General features: G+C 57.2%; 4 protein-coding genes and 1 pseudogene. All 5 read left to right on the top strand.

The genetic code is table 11. From position 1 onward, the window contains the following. Window positions 1-104: 104 nt before the first annotated feature. Window positions 105-620, top strand: a complete 516-nt coding sequence (locus tag B7X49_RS17470; RefSeq protein ID WP_286705276.1) for a carbohydrate ABC transporter permease — start codon at window positions 105-107, stop codon at window positions 618-620. A 3-nt stretch (window positions 621-623) separates the two neighbouring features. Further along, a complete protein-coding gene (locus B7X49_RS17465; RefSeq protein WP_286705277.1) occupies window positions 624-2741 on the top strand; it encodes an alpha-galactosidase in 2118 nt (705 codons plus the stop codon). 12 nt (window positions 2742-2753) lie between these two features. Beyond that, the gene (locus tag B7X49_RS17460) at window positions 2754-4712 is read left to right on the top strand and encodes a beta-galactosidase (RefSeq protein ID WP_286705278.1); all 1959 of its coding nucleotides are present in this window, start codon (window positions 2754-2756) and stop codon (window positions 4710-4712) included. A gap of 15 nt (window positions 4713-4727) precedes the next feature. Next, entirely contained in the window at window positions 4728-5969 is a 1242-nt protein-coding gene (locus B7X49_RS17455; protein WP_286705279.1) for an ABC transporter substrate-binding protein, read from the top strand. A gap of 44 nt (window positions 5970-6013) precedes the next feature. Beyond that, window positions 6014-6297 (top strand): annotated as a pseudogene (locus B7X49_RS17450) (carbohydrate ABC transporter permease); the annotation flags it as partial. Window positions 6298-6337: the final 40 nt, after the last annotated feature.

Below are 6337 nucleotides of genomic sequence, written 5' to 3'. Positions count from 1 at the left end.
CGGGCGGCGCCGAGGCGCCAACCTATGCCCAGCTTTATTCGGGAGCATGGGTCCACCCCACATGTAGTGGGTGTCTGACTTAACCGGATAGGCACGGTACCATCTTGCTTGCGATTTTCGTCGGTGGGAATTTTGTGCCGTACCAGGTGCTGATGGTCCCGGTGCGCACGTTCTCGCTACATTTCGGGCTCTACAACAGCTTCGCCGCGTTGATTCTGTTCCACATTGCCTTCCAGAGTGGCTTCGCTATCTTTTTCATGCGCAACTTCATTGCCGTGCTACCAGATGATCTGCTGGAAGCGGCGCGGGTGGATGGTGTCGCCGATTGGAAGATTTTCCGGCATATCGTCCTGCCACTCGTTCGTCCAGCGATTGCCGCACTTTCGGTGCTGCTGTTTACATTTGTCTGGAATGATTATTTCTGGGCACTGGTTCTGGTCCAGGGAAACGATGTGCGGCCGGTGACCACTGCACTACAAACTCTTGAGGGCCAGTTCATTTCGTCGTGGCAACTGGTTTCGGCCGCCGCGATCATTGCCGCCCTACCGCCGGTGATCATGTTTTTTGCCATGCAAAAACATTTTATTGCTGGGCTGACGCTCGGCGCTTCCAAAGGATAGATTATGCCAGATCATCTTCGCCTCGACAGCCCCGGTTCGACCCTGGTCATTGCAATCGATGATGGCACGCCCAGTATCCTTCATTGGGGTGAGGTATTGGACCCCGATGAAGATATTCCATCCTTGCGGGCGGCGCAGGCACGACCTGTGCCTCATGCCGGCTTGGAGCAGCCGTCACCGATTTCCTTAATGGCGGACGCGGGGCGCGGCTACAGCGGCCATCCCGGTCTGGCCGTACATCGCGGCGGGCAAGATTTCGTCACCGATCTGCGAGTGGAGACGCTGTCTTGCACGGATGATACGATTACTCTCAATCTTGTGGACCCGCAGGCGTGCCTTGCAGTTAGCTTGATCTACCGCCTTGATCACCGGAGTGATGTCCTGGAAATCGGGACCATCGTGACCAACACCGGCAGCACTTCTCTGCAACTCGACTGGTGTGCATCGCTGGTGTTGCCGGTGCCAGCGCAGATGGCTGAACTGGTTGCCAGCGGTGGCCGGTGGTGCCGCGAATTCGTGCTGGAACGCACACCATTACCAGCGCGATCCTGGCTTGCGGAGAACCGCACCGGGCGGACTTCGCACCAGAATGTTCCAGCCCTCACACTTGGTAGTGCCGGTTTTTCGGAAACATCTGGCTTGATCTTCGGGGCCGTTCTGGCCTGGAGCGGCAATCATCGTATTTTGCTCGATCGCCTCGCCGATGGCAGGCGAGTATTGCAGTGCGGTTCCCTGTTTCTGCCAGGTGAAGTGATTCTGGCTGCCGGCGCATCCCATAAGGTGCCGCCCGCTTATGCCACCTGTTCAGGCGCGGGCCTTGGGACCTATAGCGCCAAGTGGCATCGCTTTGTGCGTGATCGTGTACTTCCGACGCTGCACGGTCCGCGTAAAGTGCATCTCAATACGTGGGAGGCAATCTATTTCGACCATGACGTTCCCACATTACAACGGCTCGCGGATGCCGCAGCCGCTATTGGGGTGGAACGTTTTGTACTCGACGATGGCTGGTTCCTTAATCGATCCGACGATCACCGTGCCCTTGGGGACTGGACGGCAGACCCTACCAAATATCCGGACGGCCTGACACCGCTGATCGATCATGTGCGCGCCCTCGGTATGGAATTCGGTCTCTGGGTCGAACCGGAGATGGTCAACCCCGACAGCGATCTGTTCCGTGCACATCCGGATTGGATTCTCAACGTGCCAGGTCGACCGCCGATCACCGGCCGTCACCAGTATGTCCTTGACCTCGGTCGGCCCGAGGTCTTCACGTATCTGTTTGACGCGCTCGACCAACTGCTGACCGCGAACGCAATCGGCTACCTGAAATGGGATATGAACCGCGACCTCACCGCGCCGGGGCATGATGGTGTCGCGTCGGTCGATCGACAGACGCGCGCTGTCTATCACCTGATTGATAAACTGCGCGCCCGCCATCCGGACGTCGAAATCGAGAGCTGCGCGTCGGGTGGCGCTCGGGCCGATTTCGGTATTCTTGCCCGCACCCATCGTGTCTGGCCCTCCGATTGCAACGATGCGCTTGAACGTATTGCGATTCTTCGTGGTTTTGGGCTGTATCTGCCGCCCGAAATCATGGGGGCCCATATCGGGCCCCGCCCCGCCCATACCACGGGTCGGCGGCTTGATTTCGGTTTTCAGGCGGCGGTCGCGCTGTTCGGACATTTCGGCCTCGAACTCGATGTCACAAAACTCGATGACGTTGAACGTGAAATGCTCGGGCGGTGGATCGCGAGGTACAAGCAGCATCGCGCGTTGCTGCATGCTGGGGTTTCAGTGCGTCTTGAAGCTGACGATACTGGCCTGATTGCCAACGGCGTAATTGCCCATGATCGCGAGGAAGCTCTGATCTGCTGCGCCCGTGTCAGCACCTCGCCAGCTATCATTGCCCCTCCGCTTCGGCTCCCGGGGCTCGATCCTGCTCGCCGCTATGCAGTTCGGATCATCGAACGGACCGACCATCATAGCAGGCAGATGCGTAAGACGACCGGCTTCATTGACGGTGAAATCATCAGGCTTTCCGGTGCTGCACTGGCCGCGGCAGGGGTGCAGTTGCCCAATCTGGCACCGGAATCAGCTGTGCTGATTCACGTCACGAGCTAGGAGTCGATCAAAATGAGGTTAGGTGTCTGCTACTATCCAGAACATTGGCCGGAGGCGATGTGGGAGCGTGATGCGGCCAATATGCGGGATCTTGGCTTGTCGCTCGTTCGCATCGGAGAGTTCGCCTGGAGTCGTTTGGAACCAACGCGCGGACAGTTCACATGGGACTGGTTGGATCGTGCAATCGAAACGCTGGCCAGCGCTGAACTCTCGATCGTGCTGGGTACTCCGAGCGCCACGCCACCGCGTTGGCTGGTTCGTGAACATCCCTCTTTGCTCGCGATTGGGCCGGATGGTCGGCCGCGTGGCTTCGGCTCGCGCAGGCATTATTGCTTCTCGAGCCCTATCTATCGCGACGAAGCATGCCGGATCGCGGCTGCGATGGCCCAGCGTTATGGCAATCATCCGGCGATCAAAATCTGGCAGATCGACAATGAATACGGTTGCCACAGTACCGTCGTCAGTTATTCTGCAGCGGCCGCGGCTGCGTTTCGTGACTGGTTGGCCGCTCGTTACGGCACGATCGAAGCGTTGAACCAGGCATGGGGCAATGTGTTTTGGAGTATGGAGTATCCCGATTTCGACGCAATTGACCCGCCCGTGGCAACGGTTACTGAAGCCAACCCAGCCCACCGGCTAGACTGGCGACGATTTTCCTCCGATCAGGTCGTGAAGTTCAATCATGCCCAGATCGACGCAATCCGACCCCACGCGCCGGGGGTGCGCTTTCTCCATAATACGATGGGGTTCTTCACCGAGTACGATCATCGTGCTCTGGCAGCGGACCTTGATGTGGTCGGATGGGATAGTTATCCGCTTGGCTTTCTCGATAGTTTCGCATTTCCCGAATCGGAGAAACAGAAATGGTGCCGCACGGGCCATCCCGATATCGCGGCGTTCCACCATGATTTGTATCGTGGCATTGGCGCTGCCTCGTTCGGAGTGATGGAGCAGCAGGCCGGCCCGGTGAATTGGGCACCGCATAACCCCGCGCCCCACGCTGGCATGGTGCGGCTTTGGACACTCGAAGCCTTTGCACACGGCGCCGATTTCGTCGCTTATTTCCGCTGGCGGCAATGCAGATTTGCTCAGGAGCAGATGCATTCCGGACTCAGGTTACCGAATGACATGCCCGATGTTGGCTTCGGTGAGGTAGCGACGTTGGTGTCCGATTTTGCGTGTCTCGAAGCGGCCGGGGCGGATACGGACACGCGGCAGGCCGCCGTTGCTTTAGTATTCGACTATGAATCGCAATGGCTTATCGAAACTCAACCGCAGGGCTCAAACTTCCAGTATATGGCGCTTGTGTTTCAAACATATTCCGCGCTCCGGCGCCTTGGGCTGGACGTCGACATCGTCAGTGCCGACGATGTGCCGGTTGGATATCGCCTCATCGTTGTGCCATCGCTACCGATCCTCGATGCCGAACGGCTTGGCCGGTTGCAGGCCACGGGTGCACTCATCTTGTTTGGACCACGTAGCGGATCCAAGACCGTGAATTTTGCAATTCCGGAGATGCTGGCGCCGGGACCTCTCGGGACTGCTATGAATTTTTCGATATCGCGGGTCGAATCACTGCGGAGCGGTGTGGAAATCGGCGTGCAGGGCGATGCCATTCATGGGGCGATCACGCACTGGCGTGAGTACACCGCGGTAGGGGGCACCGCTGTCGCCGCACGCTGTGCGGATGGTGCACCTGCATTACTCGAAGCAGATCAGCTCGCCTATCTTGCTGGCTGGCCAGATGAGGCATTATTGGAGAGCGTGCTGATACGATTGGCCAACCGCGCCTCGGTTCCTGTCCGTCCGGTCAACGCTGGGCTACGGATCAGGCGTCGCGGAAATCTGCATTTCGCCTTCAACGCCGGACCAGATCCAGCGACCGTGCCGATTCCTAAACATGCCCGCCTGTTAATCGGTAACAGCCATCTTAATATCGCAGGCGTGGCCGTCTGGCTTGAACAAACCTAAAAACCGGAGGAACTGATGAAGAAACGCTTGAAAGCCGTGTTAGTGGGCGCTGCAGCCGCCTTATTTATGGTGGGAGGCGCGCAGGCGCGCACGCTGGTTATCAACATGGTACCGCAGCAACCGGGCAAACAGACCGGCTTTAACAAGGTCGTCGCTGCATTCGAGAAAGCGCACCCCAATATTCATATCAAAGTCAACAATTACGCTAATGCAGATGAGAAAATAGCAATTCGTAACTGGCTGGCAGCAGATCCACCGGACATAGTCTATTGGTATCCAGGTGTTCGGATGTTAAAATTTGTCAAGCCTAAATTGTTTGCCCCGGTCACGTCGATTTGGACCAGGCTCGATTTGGTTCACAAACTAGCACCCGGTGTAACCCAACAACTCACGTATCAAGGGCAGCAATGGGGAATTCCATGGGCTTATTACATGTGGGGCATGTATTATCGTAAGGACGTATTCGCCAAATACCATTTGACTGTACCCAAGTCGTGGGATGAGTTTCTGTCGGATTGCGCCGAATTGAAGAAACACGGGGTGACTCCGATTGCTTTAGGCGACCAGGATTTATGGCCGGCGGCCGGTTGGTTCGACTATCTCGACATGCGAACCAATGGTTACAAAGCGCATGAGGCGCTGATGCAGGGCAAGATTTCCTATGATGCACCAAGCGTTCAGAAAGTGTTTCATGAATGGGCCAATCTTATCTCGCATGGCTATTTTACGCCCAATGCAACTTCCTACCGCTGGCAGGAGGCTCAGAATTTCATGTTTACCGGAAAAGCGGCAATGTCGCTCATCGGGTCGTTCGTCATCCCGGCAATCCCGCCCGCTATGGCCAAGGATATCGGATTTTTCCAATTTCCGGTTATTGATTCCAAGTCAGGACCAGGCGAGGACGCGCCGATAGATATGTTCGCCATACCCTCGCATGCCAAGAACAAGCCCGATGCTGAAAAATTCCTGGAGTTCATCGAGGATCCCGCGATCCAAGGCAAATTTGCCGCGGCGATTGGCGAGCTGCCAGTCGTTGCCCATGCCCCGTTGCCGCAGAATCCATTGCTCCGCCAGCAGGCAGCAATTTTAGCTAGCACACCGCATTTTGCCCAATTCTATGACCGGGACAATAAATCGGCGATGTCTAAATATGGTATGAAGGAGTTCCAGCGGTTGCTATACGATCCGGCCCAAGTCGGCACAGTTATCAAGCGCATGGCCAGCGAGGAAGCCCGTATATACCATTCGGCTCAATAGCTCAGAATAGGCGGAAAGTGACAGCGTGGAGGGAGGGGCTGCGCCAGCAGATGTGGCATCCGTTGCTGCCGCTCTCGGATCCCGGCATCGCCTCCACGGCGCTGCTCTCGGTGATTCTGTCCTGGACGAGGCGTTCTGGAGCATCAAACGTCACTGCCTCCACGCCGGCACGCTCGCCGCCTATATCGCGCGGTTTTCTGCACCCGAAGGCCTGTTCTGGGCAAAACTCTCGGCCGCATCGGTCCTGGCGGTTGCTCCCATACTCGTACTCGGCAGTCTGACGCAGCGGCGCCTGGTGCGCGGCCTGACGTTCGGCGCCGTGAAATAGAGGCAATCATGGCAAAGCTCATCCTGCAGAACGTCGAAAA

Origin of the sequence: Acidiphilium sp. 34-64-41 (genome assembly GCF_002282635.1) — a bacterium.
In the GTDB taxonomy this organism is placed as follows: domain Bacteria; phylum Pseudomonadota; class Alphaproteobacteria; order Acetobacterales; family Acetobacteraceae; genus Acidiphilium; species Acidiphilium rubrum.
Note: the sequence above shows the minus strand (reverse complement) of the source record. Positions and strands in the feature narration are given on the sequence as shown.

Bases quoted from the DNA above. Each gene is read 5' to 3' on its own strand.
- B7X49_RS17455 (WP_286705279.1), top strand. From the start codon at position 4,728: ATGAAGAAACGCTTGAAAGCCGTGTTAGTGGGCGCTGCAGCCGCCTTA.
- B7X49_RS17460 (WP_286705278.1), top strand. From the start codon at position 2,754: ATGAGGTTAGGTGTCTGCTACTATCCAGAACATTGGCCGGAGGCGATG.
- B7X49_RS17465 (WP_286705277.1), top strand. From the start codon at position 624: ATGCCAGATCATCTTCGCCTCGACAGCCCCGGTTCGACCCTGGTCATT.